The sequence below is a fragment of the Achromobacter sp. E1 genome (genome assembly GCF_037039475.1).
GTDB classification, from domain to species: Bacteria; Pseudomonadota; Gammaproteobacteria; order Burkholderiales; family Burkholderiaceae_B; genus Achromobacter; species Achromobacter mucicolens.
In genome coordinates this window covers 3,006,882-3,027,473 of record NZ_CP146253.1, presented here as the reverse complement: position 1 = coordinate 3,027,473, position 20,592 = coordinate 3,006,882, and the positions used below count along the sequence as shown (strand labels likewise).

The following is a 20,592-nucleotide window of genomic DNA, read 5'->3' as shown; positions in this document are numbered from 1 at the left end:
TCTCCCAAGGAGTCGCCCTATGCCACACCCTGTCGCCAAATCCAGCGTGATGGACCGCCCGGACGGGTATGGAATCGTCAGCCGTGTCCTGCATTGGCTAATGGCGGTGCTGCTGGCGTGGCAGTTCACCAGCGCGGCGGCGCGGCAATTTTTTCCCGACACCCCCATCGAGGACTTCTTCTGGGCGTCGCACACGTCGCTGGGGCTGTTGCTGCTGATCCTGGTCGTCGTACGCGGCGCGTGGGCCCTCGCCAACCTGGGACGCCGCCCGAACAGCGGCCTGACGGCGGGCTTCGGTCACTTGCTCCTGTACCTCATGATGATCGCCATTCCCACATTGGGATTGTTGCGGGCGTATGGCCGGGGCAGGGGATATTCGGCTTTCGGCATCCCGGTTTTCAGCCCCCGCGACCAGGAAATCGAAGCGCTGGTCGAGTTGGCCAATGCCTGGCACGGACTGCTGGGCTGGACGCTTCTCGCGGCGGCGGCGGGCCACGTCCTGATGGCCTTCCTGCACCGCGGCAGGGACGGCCGGCGCGTATTGACGCGCATGACCCGAGGGCAATGACGGCCGGCGCGCCGGCCTGCACAGGAGGCAATCATGCAGCGCGATGAGCTCTTGGCACTGATGATCTCGGTTTCCGCGCCGGCGCCCCGGCTGGACGAATGGGACCGGGTGCTTTCCATCTACGCCGGATACCTGGAAGGCGTCGCACCCAAGCTGTCGGAGAAAGAGCTGGGCAATTTCATTGGCGCGGGCGCCATGTTCTACCGCACGCTGTGCCAGGCGGACTCCTATCGGCAGGAATCCGTGTGGGGGCGGCGCAAAAAGGAAGGATAGCCACGACCGGGCACGCCAACCCCGGGGGCGCTTCGCTTGCGGCATCCGGCCGCCTCGAATGTAAACGTTTGCATGGGTACGGGGCTTGCTGGCCGTTCTGGCACGAAATTCATCCATTCGTGCCAGGAAATGGCCAGCGGCAAGGACGACACATGCGACGCAGACCGGTAAGACAACCATCAAGCCGACCCACCATCACGACACCCACGACCGTTGACGCGAACTTCACATTGGCGGATGACGCACCGCAAGGACGGCTGCCCGCCATCTGGGCGATCGGCGACGTGCATGGCTGCTGCGCGTCGCTGGACGCGCTGCTGGCCAGCCCCGATATTGCGGGGGACCCAACCTGCCGGTTCTGGTTCGTGGGCGACCTGATCAACCGCGGGCCTGCCAATGCCGAGGTCTTGCGCCGGGTCATGGCCCTGGGCGACCGCGCGACCGTGGTGCTGGGTAATCACGACCTGCGCGCCCTGGGCGTGGCTGCAGGTTGCCTGCGCCCAGACCCCCGCGACACATTGAATGATCTGTTCGACGCGCCGGATGCGGACGAACTGCTGGATTGGCTGCGCGCGCAACCGCTGATTCACGTCCAGGACAGGCATGTGCTCGTGCATGCCGGGCTCTTTCCCGGATGGGACGTGGCCCAAGCAGTGGCGCTGGCCGGCGAGGTCCAGGACATGCTTCGCGACGATGATTGGCGCCGCCACATGCGCACGCTGACCGGCACCGCACCGCTGGCGTGGAGCGCCAACCTGGATACGCAGCAACGCCTGCGCTTCATCGCCACCGCATTTACGCGTATGCGGCTTTGCACCCGCAATGCGGCCCTGGCGCCCGGCGCCAAGTCCACCCCAGGGCGCTGGCCTCGCGGTACGTTGCCGTGGTACGACCTGCCACGGCGCGCGGACGCCGGCAACACCATCGTGTTCGGCCACTGGGCGACGCTGGGGCTGCTCGCGCGCACGGACGCCGTGTGCCTGGACACGGGCTGCGTGACGGGCGGGCCGCTGACTGCCTACCGGCTCTCCGACCGCAAACTGGTACAGGCCCCACGCGAAGCGCTTGCCCAGGCGGCCTGAACGGTCATGCGAACAGGCGGTAGGCCACGCCCAGACTGAACAGAAGCGCTGTGCCAATGGCATAGAACGCCAGCGACAACCAGGCGCTCAGCGGCACGCGCGCCGGCGCTTCGGCCTGACCCGCCGATTGCGCCTCGGGCGGAATTTCATCATTGGCGGCCGTGGGGCAGGGCAGTCGGCCATCCGCGACGTGGGCGGGTTGGGCGGCGCGCGCAAGCCCCAAGGAAATCAAGGTGTTGCCGACCGGCGTCGGCGAGAGAACGGGTTCCGGTGAGCTCATGGGAGCCTCCGCAATCAGGGTTAAGTGACGAAAGGCGAAACGCCTACAGCAAGCGGCGTGCCCATGCCCGGCCTTGCGCGCCGGACCGCCAGCCGGACGGTCCGAAGCCGGCCCACTTCCCGTCTCCCTCCCAAACACTTACGATACGGCAGGCGCCGGGCGTTTCCGCCCCGCTTGCCCGAATCGACTGACACGTGACGGCCGCATTTCAACCACGGAGCATTCATGAACGGTTACCCAGATACTCTTCTCCTGATCGACAACGAATGGCGCGAGGCCCGAGGCGGCGCGCGCATCGACGTCGTGAACCCCGCCACCGGCCAGAAGATCGGCCAGGTGGCCAGCGCCTCCCGCGAGGACCTGGACGCGGCGCTGGCGGCAGCGCAACGCGGTTTCGAGACGTGGCGCGACACGTCCGCGCACGAGCGTTGCGCGGTCATGCGCAAAGCGGCCGTCCTGCTGCGCGAGCGCGCGGACAACGTGGCGCGCCTGTTGACGCAAGAGCAGGGCAAGCCGCTGGCCGAGGCGCGCGGCGAAGTGCTGGCGGGCGCCGACATCATCGACTGGTTCGCCAACGAAGCCCTGCGCGTCTATGGCCGCATCGTGCCGTCGCGCAACCCGGCGGCCCAGCAATTGGTCATCAAGGAACCCGTCGGCCCCGTCGCCGCGTTCACGCCTTGGAATTTCCCGGTCAACCAGATCGTGCGCAAGCTGGGCGCCGCGCTGGCCACGGGCTGCTCCTTCCTGGTGAAGGCGCCCGAGGAAACCCCGGCGTCGCCTGCCGCGCTGCTCAACTGCTTTGTCGACGCCGGCATCCCGAAGGGCGTGCTGGGCCTGGTGTTCGGCTCGCCGGCCGAGATCTCCAGCTACCTGATTCCGCACCCGATCATCCGCAAGGTCACCTTCACCGGCTCCACGCCGGTCGGCAAGGAACTGGCCGCGCTGGCTGGCCGCCACATGAAGCGCGTCACGATGGAACTGGGCGGTCACGCCCCGGTCATCGTGGCCGAGGACGCCGACGTCGAACTGGCCGTCAAGGCCTCGGGCGGTGCGAAATTCCGCAACGCCGGCCAGGTCTGCATTTCGCCGACCCGTTTCCTGGTGCACAAGAACGTCAAGGCGGCTTTCGAGCAGGCTTTCATCGCACACGCCGAAAAGCTCAAGCTGGGCGACGGCCTGACCGAAGGCACGACACTGGGCCCGCTGGCCAACGACCGCCGCCTGGCGGCGATGGACAAGATCGTCAAGAACGCGGCAGAGAAGGGCGCACGCGTGGCCACCGGTGGGCAGCGCGTGGGTGGCGCCGGTAATTTCTTCGCCCCGACGATCCTGACCGACGTGCCGCTCGAGGCCGATATTTTCAACGAAGAGCCGTTTGGTCCCATCGCGGCGATCCGCAGCTTCGAAACCCTGGACGAAGCCATCCGCGAAGCCAACCGCCTGCCGTTCGGCCTGGCGGCTTATGGCTTCACCCGGTCGATCAAGACGGTGCACGAGCTGTCGCGCCGCCTCGAAGTGGGCATGCTCTGGGTCAACCAGCCTGCAACGCCCTCGGCCGAGCTGCCCTTTGGCGGCGTGAAGGATTCCGGCTACGGTTCCGAAGGCGGTCCCGAAGCGCTTGAGGCGTATCTGGTCACCAAGGCCGTGTCGGTCGTGGGGGTCTAAGCCCGGCGTCTGACCCGGCTGGTTTGGCAACAGGCCGTATCCGAGAAATCGGATACGGCCTGTTCGTTTCCGGATTCGACGTTCTCCAAATGAAAGGCGCGCTTACGCAACGTTGCCGGTCCGGGCCGCCGGCCGAAGGTAAGGTCTGACCGACAGTGACGTACCCCGGAGATAGACGCGACGATGTTTTCCTTGCCGCCCATCAAGACCCTTGCCCGGCACAAGCCGGCCGGCTCGGCCATGAATTGGCTTTTGGAGCGCAAGCAGTTCGTCAAGGCGCTGCTTTCCAACCCCTCGGCGGTCGGCGCGGTAGCGCCTTCAAGCGCGGCGCTGGCCGCGGCGATCACCGAATCGATCCCGCCACGCGCCGGCAAGGTCCTTGAACTGGGATGCGGGACTGGCGTGTTCACCCGAGAAATGCTGCGCCGGGGCGTTGCGCCATCCAATCTGGTGCTGGTGGAGCAGGACTCGGACATGAGCTCCAGCCTGCGCAGCCAGTTTCCGGAGGCGGCCGTGTTGCAGGTGCCTGCCCAGGACCTGTCGCGCGACAGCCATCCTGAATTGAACGGGATCGGCGCGGCGATTTGCGGCCTGCCGCTGCGCAACATGAGCGGCGCGCATCACCACAAGCTGCTTACCGCCGTGTTTGAGGCAATGCCGCCGGGCGCATCCATGCACTTCTTCACGTATGGCGTGAAATGCCCGATCTCGGCGCGCGTGCTCGATGACTGCGGACTCCACGCCCGGCGCGTGCGATTCGTGCCGATGAACCTGCCGCCTGCCTCTGTTTACAGCCTGAGCCGGACGCCCTGAGGGCACGGGCGGGACGGGCGCGGCCGATTGAGAGGCGCGCGCGCCCGCGGTACGGCGACGTGGGGAAAGGGCTATGCCATGAAGGTCAGCATGCCGTTGGTGAGGTCGTACATCGACCCGACGATCTTGATCTTTCCTTCCTTTTCCAGCCCCGCAAGAATGGGGCTGTTCTTGCGGATGGCCTCGACGGTGAGCTGAACATTGGTCCGCGCCACCGCGTCCACGAATTGCGCATTCTTGCCGCTGCGGTCGCCCGTGTACTTGGTGGCCTCGACCGCCGGCTTGATCACGTCAAGCAATCCGGTCAGATGGCCGAGCTGAACATTGTCGATCGCGCCGGCCACCGCGCCGCAAGCCGTATGCCCCATGACGAGGATCACCTTGGCGCCCGCCGCCGCGCAGGCAAACTCCATGCTGCCGAGCAGGTCGTTGTTGGAAATGTTGCCGGCGATCCGCCCGTTGAAGGTTTCGCCGATGCCCGTGTCCAGAATGATCTCGGCGGGCGCGCGCGAGTCGATGCAGCTCAGGATGACCGCCGCCGGGTATTGGCCCAGGGCGCTGGACCGCTTCTGCGCAAGGTAATCGTGCTTCTGGGGCTTGCCCGCGCGAAAGCGCGCATTGCCCCGTTTCATCATGTCAATCACCTGGTCCGGCGTCATTGCGTCGCGCTGTGCCTGCGATAACGACGCCGCCTGCGCGTCGTTCGGGGCGACTGCCACGCCTGCCATCACCGCGGCCGTTCCGGCGGCAACGCCCGCCTTCAACCAGCCGCGCCGGTCCAGGTTCAGAGGGTGCCCAGCCATGCAACAATCCTTGATCGCTTCCATGAGGTGTCCCCAAAAAACAGCCCAAAACGATAGACCGCGGGACGCGGCTATTCGATGATGGGCCGGCCACACTTGCCGTTTTCACGGCGACAGCCATTCTGTTCCTGTTTGCGGCGGTGAACAATGTTTCTTGTTTTCCCGGCCGATGAGTGGCATAGTTTTTCGCACGACAGGCCCCCGGGCGGGTTCGGGGCGGTTAAGACAGCGAATACGAAAGGTGCCCCATGAGATACCTGTACATCGTATTGATTGTGTTGCTCACGGCGATGGTTCTGTCGTTCAAGGTCCAGAATTTCGATTCCGTCACCCTGACGCTCTGGACATCCACCATCACCTTGCCGACGTCGGTTCTCGTCGTCGGCGTCTACATCCTGGGCATGCTGACGGGCGGCTTTCTGCTCAGCCTGTTGCGCACCGCCTTCCGGGGCGCGGCCAGCCGTCCCGCCGGTCCCACCCCCTGAAGCTTCCCCAAGCGCTACCCGGCTAGCCGCCGTGCGTCCGCAGTCAGGGCGCGAACGCGTACTTAGGAGCAATCCCGATGAAAAGGCTATTCCTTGTCTTGTCCACGTGCGTGCTGGCCGGTTGCGCCGGCACGGTCGCGACGAAGAACGATCTGGCCAAGTACGGCACGCCGCCCAGCGATGAAGACCTGTACCAGTACATGTCGACGCTGCGCGATTCCATGCCGCCCACCCGGTATGTCAGCTATCGCGACAAGGGATATGCGGAATCCGTGAAGAAGACCACGTTTGCGGGCGAGGACGGCAAGCCCATGTCGGGTTGGGAGTACGACTTTGACGTGGCTGCCTACGACCAGCTTGGCCCCGACCAGCCGCAGTGGACCGCGCGCCGCGTCGTGTTCTTCAATGGCCGCGCCATAGGCGGCTTCGATGCGAATGGGAAGTTCATGCGCGCCAGCGCCCAGCCATCCGCGGCTGCGCCTGCGCCCGCACCGGCGCCTGCGCCCGCGGCCCCGCCGGCGCGTCCGCGCTAGGCCTGGATTTCCCATTTCCGCCGTTCCGGAGACCCCATCATGCAAAAGCCTCAGCAGGCCGCCCCGCATAGCCGCCTGACCCTTCTCGCCGCAGGCGGCATTCTTGGCCTTGCCGCCATCCTTGCCGGCTGCGCCAATCCCTCCGCGTCCTCACGCGTCTACACCTTCGACCAGGCGCAGCGCGCCCAGACCGTCACCCTCGGCTACGTCATTGGCGTGCGGCCCGTCACCATCCAGGCCAGCCAGACCTCGGGCATGGGCATGATCGCGGGTGGCGCGCTGGGCGCCGTCGCCGGCAACGCCGTGGGCGGCGGCTCCGGACGGCGCATCACCACCGTCGGCGGCGCAGTCGGCGGCGCCATGGCGGGCAACGCAGTCGAAAACGCCAGCATGCGCCGCGCGGGCCTGGAAATCACCGTGCGCCTGGATTCAGGCGACGTGCGCGTCATCACACAGGAAGCGGACGTGCCAATCTCGACCGGCCAGCGCGTCCAGGTGGTCACCCAGGGCGGCGTCAGCCGCGTCGGCGGCATCTGAAACCGCCCGGGATCCGCATCCGGACCGCGATGCGGGCCGGATGCGGAGAATAGGGCATCGAATCTCCGCATGGCATGCGGAGATTAATTGCGCGTGCCGAGAAAGCGCGCCGTGAGCGTCTTAAGATTCTCTTCATCCTGTCGCGTATAGTCGGCGCATGCGTATCCTACTGGCCGAAGACGATGTATCCCTGGGCGAGTCGATCGAATCCTGGCTGGAGCTCGACGGCTATGTGGTCGACCGCGTGACACGCGGCGATCTTGCCGAAACGGCGCTGGCCGCCCACGACTACCACTGCGTGTTGATCGACCGCGGGCTGCCCGGCATCTCGGGGGACGACCTGCTGCGGCGGCTGCGCGCGCGTCGCGACAACGTGCCGGCCATCATGATCACCGCCCGCGACGCGGTGCCCGACCGTATCGAAGGCCTGGACCTCGGCGCGGACGACTACCTCGTCAAGCCTTTCGACCTGGACGAACTGTCGGCGCGCATCCGCGCTGCGCTGCGCCGCCGCGACGGCCACGCCACCCCTGCGCTCGAGCATGGTGGCGTCTTGCTGGACGTGGCGGCCAAGCAGGTGCGCTTCAATGGGACGCCGGTCGAGCTGACGGCGCGCGAATTCGCCATCCTGCACGCGCTCATCCGGCGCCCGGGCCATATCGTGTCCCGCGCGCAGCTGGAAGAGGCGCTGTATGGCTGGGGCGACGAAGTCGAAAGCAACACGATCGAAGTCCACATCTACAACCTGCGGCGCAAGCTGTCTTCGGACCTGATCAAGACGGTGCGCCGCCAGGGCTATCGGCTGGCGGACTGAGATGCGCTGGCGCAACAAGACTCCCCGGGCCCAGCGCGGCTATTCCCTGCGCCGGCGACTGATCGGCACGACGCTCGGGTCCAGCATCCTGGTGGGGCTGGTCAGCACCGTGATCGTGCTGGCCATCGCGCGCAAGGAGGTCAACGACGCCTATGACGACTGGCTGGAAGAGGGCGCGCGGCTGGTCCTGGCACTGGGCGAGGGCAGCATCGGCCGGACGGCGGGCCAACCCGCCGCTGGCGACACGCAGCCGGCGCTTCGGCTGGACTATCAGCTGGTCTCGCGCACGGGCGACGTGCTGCTGCGGGGTGAAGACGCGCCCAACCGGCCGTTCGTGCCGCCGGACCGGCGCGGCGACCGCTATTACGACGTACGTGCCGACGGCGAGGACTGGCGCGTCTACGTGCGCCATCATGACTCCCTGGGTTTTTCGGCGCAGGTCGGTCAGGAGATGGACGAACGCACCGATCTCATCTGGGACATGCTCGAGTCCTTGGCGTGGCCGTTGGTCGGCCTGTGGGTCCTGCTTGGACTGATCAACTGGTTCCTGATCTGGCGTCTGCTCAGGCCGCTTGCGCGCATGGCGCGCGGCATCGAGACCAAATCGCCGTCCGACCTGTCGCCGGTGGCCGAGGAGAGCAGGGCGCATGAAGTGCAGTCCATCACGGCAGCCCTGAACCGTCTGCTGGGCCGGTTGGACCGCGCGCTTGAAGCCGAAAGGCGCTTCACGGCGGATGCCGCGCATGAGCTGCGCACGCCGCTCGCGGCCCTGGCGTCGCGGATCCAGGTCCTGCAACGCAGCCATCCGGCCGGCGAGGCGCCGGCGCTGGCCGCGCAATTGCAGCGCCTGCGCGCCGACATGATGCGCACGACGAGCCTGGTGGAAAACCTGCTGCAACTTGCCCGGCTGGATCCGCAATCGGCCGACGCCATGCCGCGCGAGCGCATCGACGTCCCCAGCCTGCTGCAGGATGCGGTGGACGCCTGCGCGCCCGCGGCGGCCGCGCGCGGCGCTACGATCACGATTGCGGCGCGCGAAAAGGAACTGGTCGGCAACCGGGACGCGCTCTTTACCGCCTTGCGCAACCTCATCCATAACGCGGTGTCGTACGGCCGCGAGGGCGGACAGGTGCGGGTCGCCGCCGAACGCGCCGGGCAGCACGTCGCGCTCAGCGTGAAGGACGACGGGGAGGGCGTGGCCCAAGCCGATCTGGAGCGGCTGACGCAGCGCTTTTACCGCGTCCTGGGCACAAACGTGCCGGGCAACGGCCTGGGTCTGTCCATTGTGGCGCGCGTGGCCACCATGCATCGCGCAGAACTACGCTTCGGTCCGGGCCTGGATGGCCGGGGGTTGGGCGTCACGCTGCTGCTGCCGCTAGACATGAACGGGTGACGCAAGAATCCGCGTCCCCGTGCAGGGATAAGGTCTGCTTCATCTTCGGGGCGTCAAATGGCGCCATGTTCAACAGCGAAGCGCAATCCGCGCAAGGAGCCGCACCATGACCCAGATCTCTCGTCGTTCCTCATTCATCCGCACGTTCCTGGCCAGCGCCGTCCTCGCTGGTGCCACCGTGGCGGGCGTGGCACACGCCCAGGGCTACACGGGCCCCAGCACCGGCAAACCCGCTGCCCAAGGCTACAGCGGCCCCAGCACGGTTGCCGTCACGACAGTCAAGGAACTCCTGGCCAATGGCCGGGACGACCAGAACGCCATCCTGCGCGGCCGCATCGTGTCGCACGACGGTGACGATCACTACACCTTTGACGACGGCACGGGCCAGATTCGGGTCGAAATCGATCACGAGGACTTCCCGGCGGGCCAGAAGATCGACGACAAGACCCAGGTCGAGTTGCGTGGCGAACTGGACCGTGACCGCAACAACGTCGAGTTCGACGTCGACAGCGTCCGCGTGATGTAAAGCGCGCGCGGCGGGCGCATACGTTATCCTGTCGACCTCCGTTTCGATACCCGTGCCAGTTTGTCGTGAATCCCGTAACGTCCCCCGCCGCGGTCCAACTGCCCGAAGCCTCCATCCGCGCCACCGTCCGGTTGCCCATCCGCCTTGCCGATGGCACCGAGGCGCTGGCGCTGGCTTACAGCTTTCATGGCCTGGCCGACGCGCGCGATCATCTAGCCCTAAAATTCGGGCAACCCGGCCCGCAACCGCTCGTCCGGCTGCACTCCGAGTGCATGACGGGCGATGTCTTCGGATCGCTGCGCTGCGACTGCGGTCCCCAGCTTCAGGAAGCGTTGCGCCTCATGAGCCAGGAGGGCGGCTATCTGCTGTACCTGCGCCAGGAAGGGCGCGGCATCGGCCTGTATTCCAAGCTTGACGCCTACCGGCTGCAGGAACTGGGCTACGACACCTACACCGCCAACCTGGAACTGGGCCACGGCCTGGACGACCGAGACTACACGCCGGCCGCCCAGATGCTGCGAGCATTGGGCGTCGACAATCTTGAACTGCTGACAAACAATCCCGACAAGCGCACCCAGCTCGAACGCATGGGAATCCGGGTCAGCGGTTGCCGCCTGACGGGCGTATTTCCGAACGAGCACAACAAAGGCTATCTGCTGGCCAAGGCGCTGCGCACGCAGCACCGCATCGAACTCGGTCAGACCGAGGAATGACGAAGCGATACGCCCGGCAGCCCCTCCCGGCATAAGGAGAAACCCTTATACTCTGGGCCGGTCGTTGGGCCGCACGCCGGCGGGGCGCGCAATTCGCCCGACCGTGGCGACGACGTGATCGCCTACGCATTGCCCGGCAAGGTGTAAGCCGCGCGGCAACGCAAGGATCTGGGCGCTCCGCGGAGCGCCCATTTTTTTGCAATCTAACCGCTGTGGCGATGCTTGCCGGTCTTGATGAACAAGTCGGAGAATGCCTCCCAGTCGTTCAGATAGACGAAAAGCTCTCCCTCATCGCCTTCACACATCGCCGACCCTCGGCTGCTTTCTTCCCAGAATGTGTAGAACGGGAGGCGACGGATGTCTTCGAGACGCACCAAACGGTCTTTCACGACAGGCAAGCCAAAATAGGTTGTGGTCATTTCCCGGGCCTTGGTGATGTGCACATTGGCCGCAAAGTCCAGCCGGCGGGCGCGTGCGCGGTGGGCGGCTATGGGGTCAGCCGATCCTGCACAGACTGGATCAGCGACCGGCGAGGAAAAATCTTAGCCGGGAAGCGAATCGCCAAGAAGAGCTAAAGGCGGTAGTTCGGCCGCACTGCTTCAGGGCGTTCATGGCGAAACCTGGAACCAAACGCCCATCGAACGCAATGGCCGGCATATGGCCACGCCGGTGCCGCCCGCTGCGCCGACTTGCGCGATGGGCAGCAGATCCTTGTCCGGATCGTAGGGCAGGGAAGGGAGCACCACGGGATTCAGCAGGATCGGGGACGAGGGCGCGACCAGCGCAATCGGACTGCCCAAAGCTGAACCCGCAGATCAAAACGGCATGAATCGCAGGAGTCGCCGGCATCGCCGTGGGCAATGGCGACGCCTTTTTCCTTCATTTCTTGCAGAAGAGTTCTGCGGAATATCGCGGAGATCGGCGGCGGGGCGATCGATACACTTTCAGGCGGAGACAACTGAAAAAGAGCAACACATGCCTATCGTCACACGCCGCCGCATACTACTGGGCAGCGCAGTCCTCTGCGCACTGTTTTCGTTCGGGGCTGCCGCGCAAACCGCTTATCCGTCGAAACCTGTTCGCCTCGTCGTCCCGTATCCACCGGGGGCCGCCACCGACGCCATCTCGCGCGCGTTCGCCCAACAACTGGGCACGATCATGGGCCAACCGGTCGTCGTCGAAAACCGGCCAGGCGCTGGCTCTGCCATCGGCATCATGGCCGTCAGGAACAGGCCCGCGGACGGATACACCTTGCTGGTCCACGCCGAAGGCTTCTACAGCGCAAAGATCACGACACCCGCCGCGGATTATGAGTTCTCCGACTTTGAAATCCTGGCGCCGCTGGGCCAGAGCAGCTACGCCTTCATCGTGCCGTCCGACCGAGGCTGGAACCGCCTGGAAGACTTGAAGGGCATTAACCGGGAATTGGACATTGGCGTCGCCGACCTCGGCGTGGGCACATACTCCACGCTTGCGGCGAGGCTGGCTTCAGGACTGAGGACGCAGTACCGTCCGATTCCGTTCAAAGGTGGCGCGGAAGGGCTGACGGCGATTCTTGGCGGGCAGATCGACGGCTACTTCACCACGATCGGCACCACCCAAAGCGTCAAGGACAATCCCCACGTCAAGGTGCTGGCCTATACCGGACGCGAAGGAAGCGTCAGTCATTTGCCCGGGGTGAAGACGTTTGCCGAGCTCGGCGTGCCGAACATGGTGTTCCACAGCAGCTACAGCGTTGCCGTGCGCAGCGGAACGCCAGAGCCCGTCAGGACGAAGCTGGCGGAGTTTGTGCGGCAGGCTGCCACGTCAGCGGCGATGGAAAAGGCGCGGCGGGATTTGTATTTGGAGGGATATGAGGGGTCGTTGGACGACTACAAGCGAGAGCTCAAGGGGTTGGCCGATGAGTTCGCGGCAAGCGCCAATGGGCTGAAAAAGGAATAGCGGGTGGTTGTTCTGGATGGGTTGGCGACGATGATGGCTCCGAGCTGCGGAGGTCCGTAACCGATGTGGCGCTCGCTCCAGACGAAGTTCGCATAATGTGTATTATGTAAAGTAATAGACCCGGGGGCATCACCTAGAACAAAGAATTCAAGTGACCTAATAATTCAACAATCGTTGTATGATCGAACAATGCATGAATCTCAAGCAGTTCTCGCCCTCGGCGCCCTGGCCCATCCCCAACGTCTGCGCGTATTTCGCGCCCTCGTGGTTGCCGGCCTCGGCGGTCTCATGCCCAGCGTCATGGCCGATCAACTCGGCGTCGCGCGCAACACGTTGTCCTTCCACTTGAAGGAGTTGTCGCATGCCGGCCTTGTCACCTTTGAGCAACAAGGTCGAAATCTGATCTATCGCGCGGACTTCTCGCAGATGAATGGGCTGCTGGGCTACCTCACCGAACACTGTTGCGAAGGTGCCACGTGCGAGGCCTTAAATTCCGGTGCCTGCACTCCCACCTGATCAGAAATTGCCTATGAGATGCCTTTACCTCCATCTCCATGTCGATGAGCGGAATCAGCCATGCAAGACAACCGCTGTGTTCCGAATACCAAAACCTCCACGCACTGCTGCTAGGAATTCCCATGTCGCACTCCCCTTTCAACATGCTGTTTCTCTGTACGGGCAACTCTGCACGCTCCATCCTGGCTGAAGGTCTACTCCGAGGAATCGGTGGCGATCGCTTCCAGGCTTACTCCGCTGGCAGTACCCCAAAGGGTGAGGTCCACCCGTTGGCGCTCGACGCGCTAAGTTCATTTTCATTACCCACCGAGGGTTATCGGAGCAAGAGTTGGGACGAGTTCGCGGTGCCGGGGGCTCCAAGAATGGACTTCATCATTACCGTCTGCGATAACGCCGCGGGCGAAGTGTGCCCCGTCTGGCCTGGGCAGCCAATGACGGCTCACTGGGGCGTTGCTGACCCGGCAGCCCTTGAAGGAACCGAAGAAGAACGTCGCAAGGCATTTCAGGACGCCGCGCGAGTGCTCAAGCGCCGTATCGAGCTTTTCCTTTCTTTGCCCATCGACCGCCTGGATGCAATGTCGCTTCAGACTGGGTTGCGCGGGATTGGCAAAACGCAGGAGTAAGTCGATGTCATCCAGTACACAGGCCGCGGCGCCGATGCCGCAGACGCGCGGTGGGATGAGCGTTTTCGAGCGTTATCTGACGCTCTGGGTGTTTCTCTGCATCGTGATCGGCATCGTCCTGGGCCAACTCATGCCCGCCCTATTTCAAACAATCGGGCGCCTCGAAGTCGCGCAGGTCAACTTGCCGGTGGGCTTTTTGATCTGGGTGATGATCATTCCCATGCTGCTCAAGGTGGACTTCGGTGCGCTCGGCCAGGTCAAGCAGCACTGGCGCGGCATTGGCGTGACGCTGTTCATCAACTGGGCCGTCAAGCCGTTTTCGATGGCCTTTCTGGGCTGGCTTTTCATACGCCAGATTTTTTCGGCCTGGTTACCCGCCGACCAGCTGGATAGCTACATTGCCGGCTTGATCCTGCTGGCGGCGGCGCCATGCACTGCCATGGTGTTCGTCTGGAGCCGCCTGACCGGAGGCGATCCGGTGTTCACGTTGTCCCAGGTCGCATTGAACGACACCATCATGGTGTTTGCCTTCGCGCCCATGGTGGGCCTGCTGCTCGGGCTGTCGGCCATCACTGTGCCTTGGGACACGCTGCTGGTGTCCGTCGGGTTGTACATCGTGATTCCGGTGGTGCTTGCCCAGCTCTGGCGCCGCGCCCTGCTTCGCCGCGGTCAGGCGGTATTCGACGCCGCCCTGGCGCGCATCGGGCCGTTCTCGATGGCGGCGCTGCTGCTGACGCTGGTTCTGCTGTTCGCTTTTCAGGGCGAAGCCATCATTGGCCAACCTTTGATCATTGCGATGTTGGCGGTGCCGATTCTCATCCAGGTGTTTTTCAATTCGGGCCTGGCGTACTGGCTTAACCGCCGCGCGGGAGAAAAGCACAGCATTGCCTGCCCTTCCGCGCTGATCGGCGCATCCAACTTCTTCGAACTGGCCGTGGCGGCCGCGATCAGCCTGTTCGGGTTCCACTCTGGCGCGGCATTGGCCACGGTGGTCGGCGTGCTCATCGAGGTGCCCGTAATGCTGCTAGTCGTGCGGATCGTCAATCGGACCAAGGGTTGGTATGAGGCCGGCGCCATCCGGCGCTGAGTGGTGGCCGCCGGCCTGCACGACATTCCTTAGATAGAGGTTTTCATGAGTTCCATCACGATTTATCACAACCCGGCCTGCGGCACGTCTCGCAACGTCCTCGGGTTGATTCGCAACAGCGGCGAAACGCCCACGATCATTGAGTACCTGAAGACGCCGCCGGACGCCGCCACGCTGCGGTCGTTGATTGCCGATATGGGCATCCCCGTTCGAGAACTGCTGCGCCAGAAAGGCACGCCTTACGACGAATTGGGACTGTCAGATCCGAAGTGGACAGACGACCAACTGATCGGCTTCATGCTTGAGCACCCGATCCTGATAAATCGGCCGATCGTCGTGAGCCCGCTGGGTACGCGGCTGTGCCGGCCGTCGGAGGCCGTGCTGGACATTCTGCCTCAGGCTCAACGCGGCGCCTTCAACAAAGAGGATGGAGAACCGCTGATCGATGCGGAGGGCAACCGTGTCTGACGTGTTTGCGGATCTGCCGAATATCGATCCCGCGTACTTCAAGGCGCCGGTTCCGGCCGCGCTGTTCCCGCCGGCGCGGGCCACGCATGCGCCGCGGTTCCTGCTCTTGTATGGATCGCTACGCGAGCGCTCGTACAGCCGGTTGGTCGCCGAAGAAGCGGCACGCCTGCTCGAAGCCCTGGGCGGCGAAACCCGGCTCTTCAACCCCACCGGGCTGCCGCTGGTCGATGACGCCACCGAGAACCATCCCAAGGTCCGAGAGCTTCACGAGCTTGTCCAGTGGGCGGAAGGCATGATCTGGAGCTCGCCCGAGCGTCACGGCGCGATGACGGGATTGATGAAGACGCAGATCGACTGGATCCCGTTGTCGGTGGGCGCCGTGCGGCCCACCCAGGGCAAGACGCTGGCGGTCATGCAGGTTTCGGGCGGATCGCAGTCGTTCAACGCGGTGAACCAGATGCGTATCCTGGGCCGTTGGATGCGGATGTTGACCATTCCCAATCAATCGTCCGTCGCCAAGGCCTACCAGGAGTTCGACGATCGCGGGCGCATGAAGGCCTCCCCCTACTACGATCGGATCGTCGACGTGGTCGAAGAGCTGATGAAGTTCACGTTGCTTACCCGGGATGCCAGCCCCTATCTGCTGGATCGCTACAGCGAACGCAAGGAGACTGCCGCGGCGCTGTCGCCCACAACTTGACCGGAATCAATATTTTCGCCGCGCGTCCGCTGATACTGGTTTCGTGCCCAATTTTCACGGAGACCAGCATGTACGAGCGAATCCTTGTTCCCATTGATGGCAGCGACACCTCGAAGCTCGGCTTGAACGAGGCCATCCGGTTGGCCAAGCTGACCGGGGCGCGCATCCGCCTGATTCACGTCATCGACGAGCTGTCCTTTGCCCTGACCACCGATGCCTACAGTTATCGCGCGGGCGAACTCCTGGATCTGATGCGCCGCAACGGCGCGAAGATGCTGGAGACGGCGCAAGGCACCGTCCGCGATGCAGGCATCGAAGCGGATACCGCGCTCTACGAGAATCTGGACCGGACCGTCCAGCAGCGGGTGCTGGATGAGGCGGCAGCCTGGAAAGCCGATCTGATCGTGATCGGCACGCACGGCCGCCGCGGCGCGCGGCGTCTTCTTCTGGGCAGCAGCGCCGAAGGCATCCTTCGCGGGGCATCGGTGCCGGTCTTGCTGCTGCGGGCTCCCGAAGGCGTTTCCTGATCCGGGGCGTTTCATGCTCCTGCCGCAGCCGGCGTGCGCGAATGTGCTGCTTGACCGGTACGCGGCCTGCGCAGAGCGCGATGCCGCGCAGGTGTACGCGCGCGTCGCCCTGGCGCTCGCCCAGGCGGAGACGCCGGCACGGCGGGCGTCCGCCGCTGCGGCGTTTCTTCAGAACATGCGGGACGGCGCGATCGGTGCGGGGCGGATCATGGCAAACGCCGGCACGCAGGCACACGCGACCATGGTCAATTGTTTCGTGCAGCCGGTGGGAGGCCCCGATGCCTCACTCTCATTCCCGGCCGGTCTGCAGCAGGCGCTCGAGACATTGGCCATGGGCGGCGGGGTCGGGTACGATTTTTCATCGCTGCCCCCGCTGGCGGCTGGGTCCCGTGGGCGGGCAGACGCCCCGACGGTCTGCGAAGCCATCGACCAGTACGACGCGGCGTGCGCCCGCCTGGCATTCGAGGGCAGCCGCCGCGGCGCCCAAATGGCGGTTCTATCCTGTGCGCATCCCGACATCCTCGACTTTGTCCAGGCCAAGCACGGCCGCCGGCGCTGGCGCACCTTCAATATTTCGGTCGCGGTCAGCGACGCGTTTCTTGCCGCGGTGCAGCGCGACGAGCCCTGGCCGCTGGTTCATCACACCCCGCCCGGCCAAGCGGCGATCGACGCGGGCGCATTCCAGCGAACCGACGGCCTTTGGCAGTATCGCCAGGATTCCGCACGGCGCTTATGGGATGCCATCGCGCGCGAGGCCGTCCACAGCGCCGAACCGGGGTTGCTGTTCATTGACACCATCGCGCGCGCCAACAACCTGCGCGCACTCGAGACGATCCGGGCCACCAATCCGTGTGGCGAGCAGCCGCTGCCCGACTATGGATGCTGCGTGCTCGGCCCCATCAACCTGACACGCTTGGTCGAGCACCCATTTGGACTGGGCGGCGCCGCCAACGTGAACCTGGCAAAGCTGGCCGGCATGGTCCGCATACAGGTGCGCATGCTCGATAACGTGCTCGCGTTGACGCATTGGCCCCTGCCCGCTCAACAGGCGCAGGCATTGTCCACGCGCAGGATAGGCGTGGGTGTGACCGGGCTGGCGGACATGCTTGCGATGCTGCAATTGCGGTACGACAGCGACGCCGGCCGCCAGGCCGCAAGCGAAGTGGCCCGGTGCATCCGGGACAGCGCCTACGCGGCGTCGGCGGCACTGGCCCGGGAACGCGGGCCGTTTCCCCTTTACCGCGCAGCAGACTACCTGTCGGACGGCGCCATCGGCGATGCGCTTGCCGCCGAGGTACGCGTTGCCGTGCGCCGGCATGGGTTGCGAAACAGCCATCTGGTTTCGTATGCGCCCACCGGCAGCGTCAGCCTTGCCTTTGCGGACAATTGCTCCAGCGGGATCGAACCGGCTTTCGGCTGGACTTACCGCCGCCGCGTGATGCTGGGCGCCGCTGCGGTTGACGTGCCGGTCGAGAACCATGCGTGGCGCCAATGGAACCTGCATTTTCCCGGCGAACCCTTGCCCGACTATTTCCGCACCGCGCAGCAGGTAGCGCCTGAAGACCACGTGGCGATGGTGGGCGTCTTGCAACCCTTCGTGGATGCCTCCATTTCCAAGACGGTGCCCGTGCCGTCCGACTGCAGCGTCGAACGCGCGCAGGCGTTGTTCATGTCAGCGTTCAAGCTCGGGCTCAAGGGGATTACCCTCTTTCGGCCAGACCCCGGGCTTGCGGCGGTGCTGGGCACGGCAACCTCGGGGGCTGACGCCCTGGCAACGCCAAGCGTCTGCGAAGGGTGCGCATGAGAAACCGCCCGGCCCCGGGGATCCGCCGCGCCTCAGGGCAGCAGCACGGCCGTCGCCTGGATGCGCCCCGCCCGCAGGTCGTCCAGCGCGCGATTTGCGTCTTCAAGCCGATACGTGCGGACATCGGCACCCAGATCCCACGCGTGCGCCTTGCCTAGAAACTCCCTTCCGTCCTCACGCGTCAGGTTGGCGACGGACGAAAGCGAACGTTCTCCCCAAAGCAGCCGGTAGGGAAATGCCGGGATGTCCGACATGTGGATGCCCGCACACACCACGCATCCGCTCGGGCGCACCGCGCTCAGCGCAGACGGCACCAGCGCGCCGACCGGCGCGAACAGTATCGCCCCATCCAGAGGCACCGGCGCGGGTGCGCTGCTGCTGCCGGCCCAAGTCGCGCCCAGCGCAAGCGCGTGCGCTTGCGCAGCCACATCGCCGGCGCGGGTAAAGGCGTACACCTCGCGGTTCAGGTGGCGGCAGGCCTGTGTCAGGAGCCGCGCCGCAGAACCGAATCCGTAAAGCCCCAGCCGCCGGGCATCGCCGGTTGCCCGCAGTGCCCGCCAGCCAATCAGGCCCGCGCAGAGCCATGGCGCCATCCGAGCCGGGGCTCTGGCCGCTGGCAAGGGAAACAGATAGTCTGCATGCGCCAGCATGTGCGTCGCAAAGCCGCCGTCCTGTGTGTAGCCGGTGAACAGCGCCTCGCTGCATAGATTTTCCTGACCGGCGCGGCAGAAGGTGCAATTTCCGCACGTGCGCGCCAGCCAGGCCGCACCCATGCGGCGCCCCAGCATCGCGGTGTCGACGCCAGCCCCGACCGATTCCACGACGCCTACGACTTCATGGCCCGGAATGATGGGATACCTGAGGCTGGGCAGCTCGCCGTCCAGGACATGCAGATCCGTGCGGCAGACCGCGCATGCCAACACGCGCAGTCTGACCTGGCCGGCGCCGGGCTGCGGCGTCTCGCGTGTTTCCAGCGTCAGGGGCAGCCCCGGCGCTTGCAGGACCATCGCCTTCATGGGGTGCGGACCAGCAAGACGGGGACTGGCGCCATCCGCACGACGCCTTCCGCGCTGCTGCCCAGCATCGCGTGGCGCAGGCCATGGTGGCCATGCGTGCCCATCACGATCAGGTCCGCGTTGAAGGCCTGCACGGCCCGCAAGATGCGCGCGGGCGTCGGCATGGCGTCCTCATCCAGAAGCGTCGCCTCTACGTTGACGCCGGCCGCCGCGGCGTCAGCCTTGGCGCGCTTCAGCAGGTTGGCGCCCGCTTCTTTTCGGCTGGCCTTCAGCGTGCGCAGGGCCTCCTCGGCGTAGGGGTTGTCCTCCAGGACTGCCGGCGGATTCTCCAGCGCATGCACGACAAGGAGCGAGGCGCCGGCTTCCCGACTGATCCGGATCGCCTCCTCCATTGCCCGGTCGGATGCGTGCGAGCCGTCGATGGCGGCAAGGATACGGCGGTACATGGGCTATCCAGATCGGCGACGCAGCAATCGCCTAATGGGACAGAAGGACGGGAACCGTCATTGCGCTGAGCAGCGACCGCGTCGCCCCGCCCATCACCAGCTGCCGCATCCGGCTGTGCCCATATCCGCCCATCACGATGAGATCCGCACTGAAATCCGCGGCCGCCGTCAGAATTGCATCGCCGATGTCTCCGTGACGGACGTCGCGCGTCTGATGGACGGGCTGGGGAAAGCCGTGGCAGATGCAGTAGGCGACGAGGTCCTCGAAGGGAACGTCCGAAGGCTGCTGCAAGGGGAATCCCTCGTCCAGGGACAACACCTGCAGTGCCGCGGCATTGCGCAGCAGCGGCGCGGCGTCGGCGATGGCCCGCGCCGCCTCGCGGCCGCGGTCCCAGCAGTACAGCACCCGGCCGCCGATCGTGCTGAACGTCCCGGCGATGGGCAGCACGATGACCGGCCGGCCCGCGGTGAGGATCACCTGCTCGACGAAATCGTTGCCCGTGGCCGCTTCGAGATCCTTCAGGTTGTTCTGCCCCACCACGACGACATCCGAGGAACGCGCGTGCCGGGAAACGCACTCCGCGGGCGTGCCCCACTCGCCTTGCCGCCATGCCGCCGCAACGCCGGCGTGCTCGGCAGCCTCGCTGAACGCCTTCTGGACAGCGGTGCGCGCCTTTTCGTGGATCTGGACCGCCCGATCCATCCCCCTCACCCACAAGCCGGCTTCGTCATAGAAATAGCCCGGCGCGACGTAGCTGGCGTATATCCCTGTCAGGTGGGCGTCATGGGCCTTGGCCAGACGCAGACAGAAATCGAGCCGGCGCGAACAATTGGCGCCCTGGTCCAGATGGACCGCGATTCGACGGAACATGGTGACCTCCGGTGGCAGTAAGTGGCTGAGGACTGCCTGCACGCGTCTCGCACCCTGCGGCGCTCCCTTGACTGCCTGGCGCGGCAACGTCCTCTTGCATAGGCTTCA

Annotated in this window: 27 protein-coding genes; 20 read left to right on the top strand and 7 right to left on the bottom strand. The window is 65.3% G+C overall.

What is annotated here, in order from left to right; translation table 11 throughout:
* Positions 1-19 precede the first annotated feature (19 nt).
* From V6V88_RS13965 to V6V88_RS13955, 3 genes are all read left to right on the top strand, one after another.
* Entirely contained in the window at positions 20-568 is a 549-nt protein-coding gene (locus tag V6V88_RS13965) for a cytochrome b (RefSeq protein WP_338615299.1), read from the top strand.
* 33 nt (positions 569-601) lie between these two features.
* Positions 602-841 (top strand): hypothetical protein, encoded by a 240-nt coding sequence (locus V6V88_RS13960; RefSeq protein WP_062839450.1) that lies wholly within the window; start codon positions 602-604, stop codon positions 839-841.
* 230 nt (positions 842-1,071) lie between these two features.
* Positions 1,072-1,923, top strand: a complete 852-nt coding sequence (locus V6V88_RS13955; RefSeq protein ID WP_338615295.1) for a symmetrical bis(5'-nucleosyl)-tetraphosphatase — start codon at positions 1,072-1,074, stop codon at positions 1,921-1,923.
* A gap of 4 nt (positions 1,924-1,927) precedes the next feature.
* Here V6V88_RS13955 and V6V88_RS13950 read toward each other — a convergent pair whose 3' ends face one another.
* On the bottom strand, positions 1,928-2,203 hold the full coding sequence (locus V6V88_RS13950; RefSeq protein WP_142055208.1) for a hypothetical protein: 276 nt from the start codon (positions 2,201-2,203) through the stop codon (positions 1,928-1,930).
* Between the two features lie 225 nt (positions 2,204-2,428).
* On the opposite strand from V6V88_RS13950, the gene V6V88_RS13945 reads away from it, so the two are divergent.
* Together V6V88_RS13945 and V6V88_RS13940 are read left to right on the top strand one after the other, a co-directional pair.
* A complete protein-coding gene (locus tag V6V88_RS13945) occupies positions 2,429-3,868 on the top strand; it encodes an NAD-dependent succinate-semialdehyde dehydrogenase (RefSeq protein WP_056317945.1) in 1,440 nt (479 codons plus the stop codon).
* A gap of 240 nt (positions 3,869-4,108) precedes the next feature.
* Complete coding sequence (locus tag V6V88_RS13940; RefSeq protein ID WP_223575451.1) at positions 4,109-4,681, top strand: methyltransferase domain-containing protein; 573 nt, start codon at positions 4,109-4,111, stop codon at positions 4,679-4,681.
* 71 nt (positions 4,682-4,752) lie between these two features.
* Here the strand turns inward: V6V88_RS13940 and V6V88_RS13935 are convergent, their stop codons facing one another.
* Positions 4,753-5,484 (bottom strand): carbonic anhydrase family protein, encoded by a 732-nt coding sequence (locus V6V88_RS13935; protein ID WP_223575452.1) that lies wholly within the window; start codon positions 5,482-5,484, stop codon positions 4,753-4,755.
* 248 nt (positions 5,485-5,732) lie between these two features.
* On the opposite strand from V6V88_RS13935, the gene V6V88_RS13930 reads away from it, so the two are divergent.
* From V6V88_RS13930 to ribA, 7 genes are all read left to right on the top strand, one after another.
* Positions 5,733-5,969, top strand: coding sequence for a lipopolysaccharide assembly protein LapA domain-containing protein (locus V6V88_RS13930; RefSeq protein WP_056317937.1), 237 nt, complete (start codon positions 5,733-5,735; stop codon positions 5,967-5,969).
* A gap of 77 nt (positions 5,970-6,046) precedes the next feature.
* Positions 6,047-6,502: a hypothetical protein gene (locus V6V88_RS13925; RefSeq protein ID WP_062839455.1), complete on the top strand. Its 456-nt coding sequence runs from the start codon at positions 6,047-6,049 to the stop codon at positions 6,500-6,502.
* Between the two features lie 39 nt (positions 6,503-6,541).
* The gene (locus tag V6V88_RS13920) at positions 6,542-7,039 is read left to right on the top strand and encodes a glycine zipper 2TM domain-containing protein (protein WP_062839456.1); all 498 of its coding nucleotides are present in this window, start codon (positions 6,542-6,544) and stop codon (positions 7,037-7,039) included.
* A 157-nt stretch (positions 7,040-7,196) separates the two neighbouring features.
* Positions 7,197-7,853: a response regulator transcription factor gene (locus V6V88_RS13915; protein WP_223575453.1), complete on the top strand. Its 657-nt coding sequence runs from the start codon at positions 7,197-7,199 to the stop codon at positions 7,851-7,853.
* A gap of 1 nt (position 7,854) precedes the next feature.
* Positions 7,855-9,246 carry an ATP-binding protein gene (locus V6V88_RS13910; protein WP_223575454.1) on the top strand — a complete coding sequence of 464 codons (1,392 nt, stop codon included), beginning with the start codon at positions 7,855-7,857 and terminating at the stop codon, positions 9,244-9,246.
* Between the two features lie 106 nt (positions 9,247-9,352).
* Positions 9,353-9,772 carry a NirD/YgiW/YdeI family stress tolerance protein gene (locus tag V6V88_RS13905; RefSeq protein WP_223575455.1) on the top strand — a complete coding sequence of 140 codons (420 nt, stop codon included), beginning with the start codon at positions 9,353-9,355 and terminating at the stop codon, positions 9,770-9,772.
* A gap of 131 nt (positions 9,773-9,903) precedes the next feature.
* Positions 9,904-10,485, top strand: a complete 582-nt coding sequence (gene ribA, locus V6V88_RS13900; RefSeq protein WP_254636822.1) for a GTP cyclohydrolase II RibA — start codon at positions 9,904-9,906, stop codon at positions 10,483-10,485.
* 203 nt (positions 10,486-10,688) lie between these two features.
* Here ribA and V6V88_RS13895 read toward each other — a convergent pair whose 3' ends face one another.
* Both V6V88_RS13895 and V6V88_RS13890 read right to left on the bottom strand, forming a co-directional pair.
* Entirely contained in the window at positions 10,689-10,904 is a 216-nt protein-coding gene (locus V6V88_RS13895; RefSeq protein WP_142055212.1) for a hypothetical protein, read from the bottom strand.
* Between the two features lie 189 nt (positions 10,905-11,093).
* Positions 11,094-11,285: a hypothetical protein gene (locus V6V88_RS13890; RefSeq protein ID WP_223575456.1), complete on the bottom strand. Its 192-nt coding sequence runs from the start codon at positions 11,283-11,285 to the stop codon at positions 11,094-11,096.
* A gap of 175 nt (positions 11,286-11,460) precedes the next feature.
* Between V6V88_RS13890 and V6V88_RS13885 the strand changes: the two genes are divergently transcribed.
* The 8 genes from V6V88_RS13885 to V6V88_RS13850 all read left to right on the top strand — a co-directional run bounded on the left by V6V88_RS13885 (position 11,461) and on the right by V6V88_RS13850 (position 18,151).
* Complete coding sequence (locus tag V6V88_RS13885; protein WP_338615288.1) at positions 11,461-12,426, top strand: tripartite tricarboxylate transporter substrate binding protein; 966 nt, start codon at positions 11,461-11,463, stop codon at positions 12,424-12,426.
* Between the two features lie 189 nt (positions 12,427-12,615).
* Positions 12,616-12,942, top strand: a complete 327-nt coding sequence (locus tag V6V88_RS13880; protein ID WP_338615286.1) for a metalloregulator ArsR/SmtB family transcription factor — start codon at positions 12,616-12,618, stop codon at positions 12,940-12,942.
* Positions 12,943-13,064: 122 nt separating this feature from the next.
* Complete coding sequence (locus tag V6V88_RS13875) at positions 13,065-13,565, top strand: arsenate reductase ArsC (protein ID WP_338615284.1); 501 nt, start codon at positions 13,065-13,067, stop codon at positions 13,563-13,565.
* A 4-nt stretch (positions 13,566-13,569) separates the two neighbouring features.
* Positions 13,570-14,652 (top strand): ACR3 family arsenite efflux transporter, encoded by a 1,083-nt coding sequence (gene arsB / locus V6V88_RS13870; protein ID WP_062839464.1) that lies wholly within the window; start codon positions 13,570-13,572, stop codon positions 14,650-14,652.
* 45 nt (positions 14,653-14,697) lie between these two features.
* A complete protein-coding gene (arsC, locus tag V6V88_RS13865; protein ID WP_062839465.1) occupies positions 14,698-15,120 on the top strand; it encodes an arsenate reductase (glutaredoxin) in 423 nt (140 codons plus the stop codon).
* Positions 15,113-15,820: an arsenical resistance protein ArsH gene (gene arsH, locus V6V88_RS13860; RefSeq protein WP_338615282.1), complete on the top strand. Its 708-nt coding sequence runs from the start codon at positions 15,113-15,115 to the stop codon at positions 15,818-15,820. Before arsC ends, arsH begins: the two co-directional genes overlap by 8 nt.
* Positions 15,817-16,347: a universal stress protein gene (locus tag V6V88_RS13855; protein WP_230964922.1), complete on the top strand. Its 531-nt coding sequence runs from the start codon at positions 15,817-15,819 to the stop codon at positions 16,345-16,347. Before arsH ends, V6V88_RS13855 begins: the two co-directional genes overlap by 4 nt.
* A gap of 13 nt (positions 16,348-16,360) precedes the next feature.
* Positions 16,361-18,151: an adenosylcobalamin-dependent ribonucleoside-diphosphate reductase gene (locus V6V88_RS13850; protein ID WP_280002157.1), complete on the top strand. Its 1,791-nt coding sequence runs from the start codon at positions 16,361-16,363 to the stop codon at positions 18,149-18,151.
* Positions 18,152-18,183: 32 nt separating this feature from the next.
* Here the strand turns inward: V6V88_RS13850 and V6V88_RS13845 are convergent, their stop codons facing one another.
* The 3 genes from V6V88_RS13845 to V6V88_RS13835 are packed head-to-tail and all read right to left on the bottom strand — an operon-like array spanning position 18,184 to position 20,484.
* Positions 18,184-19,167: a zinc-binding alcohol dehydrogenase family protein gene (locus V6V88_RS13845; RefSeq protein ID WP_280002155.1), complete on the bottom strand. Its 984-nt coding sequence runs from the start codon at positions 19,165-19,167 to the stop codon at positions 18,184-18,186.
* Positions 19,164-19,613 carry a universal stress protein gene (locus tag V6V88_RS13840; protein ID WP_062839469.1) on the bottom strand — a complete coding sequence of 150 codons (450 nt, stop codon included), beginning with the start codon at positions 19,611-19,613 and terminating at the stop codon, positions 19,164-19,166. The genes V6V88_RS13845 and V6V88_RS13840 overlap by 4 nt, the downstream gene beginning before the upstream one ends.
* A 31-nt stretch (positions 19,614-19,644) precedes the next feature.
* Positions 19,645-20,484, bottom strand: a complete 840-nt coding sequence (locus V6V88_RS13835; RefSeq protein WP_280002152.1) for a universal stress protein — start codon at positions 20,482-20,484, stop codon at positions 19,645-19,647.
* Positions 20,485-20,592: the final 108 nt, after the last annotated feature.

Coding starts and splice junctions, on each gene's coding strand:
- V6V88_RS13965 (WP_338615299.1), top strand. CDS start 20: ATGCCACACCCTGTCGCCAAATCCAGCGTGATGGACCGCCCGGACGGG.
- V6V88_RS13880 (WP_338615286.1), top strand. CDS start 12,616: ATGCATGAATCTCAAGCAGTTCTCGCCCTCGGCGCCCTGGCCCATCCC.
- V6V88_RS13925 (WP_062839455.1), top strand. CDS start 6,047: ATGAAAAGGCTATTCCTTGTCTTGTCCACGTGCGTGCTGGCCGGTTGC.
- V6V88_RS13850 (WP_280002157.1), top strand. CDS start 16,361: ATGCTCCTGCCGCAGCCGGCGTGCGCGAATGTGCTGCTTGACCGGTAC.
- V6V88_RS13920 (WP_062839456.1), top strand. CDS start 6,542: ATGCAAAAGCCTCAGCAGGCCGCCCCGCATAGCCGCCTGACCCTTCTC.
- V6V88_RS13935 (WP_223575452.1), bottom strand. CDS start 5,484: ATGGCTGGGCACCCTCTGAACCTGGACCGGCGCGGCTGGTTGAAGGCG.
- V6V88_RS13915 (WP_223575453.1), top strand. CDS start 7,197: ATGCGTATCCTACTGGCCGAAGACGATGTATCCCTGGGCGAGTCGATC.
- V6V88_RS13930 (WP_056317937.1), top strand. CDS start 5,733: ATGAGATACCTGTACATCGTATTGATTGTGTTGCTCACGGCGATGGTT.
- V6V88_RS13905 (WP_223575455.1), top strand. CDS start 9,353: ATGACCCAGATCTCTCGTCGTTCCTCATTCATCCGCACGTTCCTGGCC.
- V6V88_RS13910 (WP_223575454.1), top strand. CDS start 7,855: ATGCGCTGGCGCAACAAGACTCCCCGGGCCCAGCGCGGCTATTCCCTG.
- V6V88_RS13895 (WP_142055212.1), bottom strand. CDS start 10,904: ATGACCACAACCTATTTTGGCTTGCCTGTCGTGAAAGACCGTTTGGTG.
- V6V88_RS13840 (WP_062839469.1), bottom strand. CDS start 19,613: ATGTACCGCCGTATCCTTGCCGCCATCGACGGCTCGCACGCATCCGAC.
- V6V88_RS13875 (WP_338615284.1), top strand. CDS start 13,065: ATGTCGCACTCCCCTTTCAACATGCTGTTTCTCTGTACGGGCAACTCT.
- arsB (WP_062839464.1), top strand. CDS start 13,570: ATGTCATCCAGTACACAGGCCGCGGCGCCGATGCCGCAGACGCGCGGT.
- V6V88_RS13940 (WP_223575451.1), top strand. CDS start 4,109: ATGAATTGGCTTTTGGAGCGCAAGCAGTTCGTCAAGGCGCTGCTTTCC.
- V6V88_RS13950 (WP_142055208.1), bottom strand. CDS start 2,203: ATGAGCTCACCGGAACCCGTTCTCTCGCCGACGCCGGTCGGCAACACC.
- V6V88_RS13845 (WP_280002155.1), bottom strand. CDS start 19,167: ATGAAGGCGATGGTCCTGCAAGCGCCGGGGCTGCCCCTGACGCTGGAA.
- V6V88_RS13885 (WP_338615288.1), top strand. CDS start 11,461: ATGCCTATCGTCACACGCCGCCGCATACTACTGGGCAGCGCAGTCCTC.
- V6V88_RS13945 (WP_056317945.1), top strand. CDS start 2,429: ATGAACGGTTACCCAGATACTCTTCTCCTGATCGACAACGAATGGCGC.
- arsC (WP_062839465.1), top strand. CDS start 14,698: ATGAGTTCCATCACGATTTATCACAACCCGGCCTGCGGCACGTCTCGC.
- V6V88_RS13835 (WP_280002152.1), bottom strand. CDS start 20,484: ATGTTCCGTCGAATCGCGGTCCATCTGGACCAGGGCGCCAATTGTTCG.
- V6V88_RS13960 (WP_062839450.1), top strand. CDS start 602: ATGCAGCGCGATGAGCTCTTGGCACTGATGATCTCGGTTTCCGCGCCG.